The 2,009-nt window shown below is 67.9% G+C and carries 1 protein-coding gene; it reads left to right on the top strand.

Annotated features, from left to right (window positions below; translation table 11 throughout):
* Positions 1–98 precede the first annotated feature (98 nt).
* On the top strand, positions 99–2,009 hold a 1,911-nt coding region (locus tag ACFWSK_RS37730; RefSeq protein WP_383796705.1), incomplete at its 3' end, for a condensation domain-containing protein.

Below are 2,009 nucleotides of genomic sequence, written 5' to 3'. Positions count from 1 at the left end.
GTGGGGAGGGTGTGGAGCGTCGTTTGGTGGCGTATTTGGTGCCGGCGGTGCAGGTGGATGGTGTTCCGTCTCCGGATGAGTTGCGGGAGCGGTTGCGTGTGAGTCTGCCGGAGTACATGGTGCCGTCGTTGTTCGTCGAGCTGGCGGCGCTGCCGCTGACCCCGAACGGCAAGATCGACCGGAAGGCACTGCCCGAACCGCAGGAGATACGTGGCGGCGAACTGGAGGCCGGCTTTGTCGCCCCGGCCACGGTCCCCGAGGAGCTATTGGCAGGTATCTGGTCGCAGGTGCTGGGGGTGGACCGGGTCGGGGCCACCGATGGCTTCTTCGACCTGGGCGGCCACTCTCTGCTCGCGGCACAGGTGATCTCCCGTATCCGGGAGGCATTCGGGGTCGCCGTCCCGCTGTCGGCGCTCTTCGACCAACCGACCGTACGAGGTCTCGTAGCGGCGATGGAAACCTCGGCGCGAGATGCCGAGCCGGCCATGACGACCGTCGCGAGGGACGAGCCGTTGCCTCTGTCCTTCGCGCAGCAGCGGCTGTGGTTCCTGGACCAGTTGGAGCCCGGTTCGACGGAATACAACATGTCGACCCGTCTCCGGCTCCCCGGTGATGTCGACCTCGCGGCCCTGGGCGCTGCGCTGGATGCGATCGTCGTCCGGCACGAGGTGCTGCGGACCCGTCTGGTCGCGGGCCCGGACGGTGTGGCGCACCAGGTCATCGACCCGCCCGCGCCCATGCCCCTTCCGGTCCTCGACCTCTCCGGGAGCATGGATCCGCAGGCTGCCGCGAACGACATGGTCACCAAGGACGCGCTCACACCGTTCGATCTGGCGAACGGCCCCCTGCTGCGGGCCACACTCGTCAGGCTCGCTCCGGACGAGCACGTACTCTCCCTGGTCATCCACCATGTCGTCTTCGACGAGTGGTCGGACCGCGTCTTCCAGCGCGAGCTGTCCGCTCTGTACGAGGCGTTCCAGGCGGGTGAACCGAACCCGCTGCCGCCGCTCACGTTCCAGTACGCCGACGTCGTGGCCTGGCAGCGGCAGTGGCTGACCGGCGACGTACTCGACTCCCATCTCTCCTACTGGCGCAACAAGTTGGGCGGAGCACCGGACCTGGAGCTGCCCACCGACCGGCCGCGGCCCGCTGTGCGCTCCACCGAGGGCGCAGTGGTGAGGTTCAGAGCCCCCGCAGGTACGGCGGAGGCATTGAAGGCGCTGTCCCGCGAGCACGGCACGACGATGTTCATGACGCTGCTCGCCGCCTTCGACGTACTCATGGGTCGATACACGCACTCGGACGACATCGTCGTGAGCACGCCGGTGGCGAACCGGAACCGTGCGGAGACGGAGGACCTGATCGGGTTCTTCGTCAACACCCTCGTGATGCGCACGGACCTCTCCGGCGACCCCACGTTCAGCGAGGTCCTGCGCCGTGTACGCGAAACCGCACTCGGTGCGTACGCGCATCAGGACCTGCCGTTCGAGCAGGTGGTGGACGCCATGGCGGATGTACGGGACCGTACTCGTAGCCCCCTCGCCCGTGTCTCCTTCAACTACGCGGCCGAGGCCGCAGGAACCTCACCCTCCGACCGGGAGAGGGCCGGTGCGGCCGGCATGGGCATCGAAACCGGCACGGGTCTGCTGCCGGTTCAGTTCGACATGGTCGTGGCGCTGGGGGAGGACGACGGCGCCCTGACCGGCGAAATCCAGTACAGCACCGCGTTGTTCGACGCGGTGACGGTCGAGCGGATGGCGGGGCACATGGTGACGTTGCTGGGAGCTGTCGGCGCGGATGCCGAGATACCGGTGGGTGAGCTGCCGGTGCTGACCGAGGCCGAGCACGAGCGGCTGGTGCGTGAGTGGAATGCGACGGCTGTGTCGTTGCCGGTGGTGGGTGGTGTGCATGAGCTGATTGCTGAGCGTGCGGCGTTGGCCCCCGGGGCGGTTGCGCTGGCGTGCGGCGAGGTTTCGCTCACCTATGGGGAGTTGGTGGGCCGGGCGAAT

The sequence above is a fragment of the Streptomyces sp. NPDC058620 genome (genome assembly GCF_042717135.1).
GTDB lineage: Bacteria > Actinomycetota > Actinomycetes > Streptomycetales > Streptomycetaceae > Streptomyces.
Note: the sequence above shows the minus strand (reverse complement) of the source record. Positions and strands in the feature narration are given on the sequence as shown.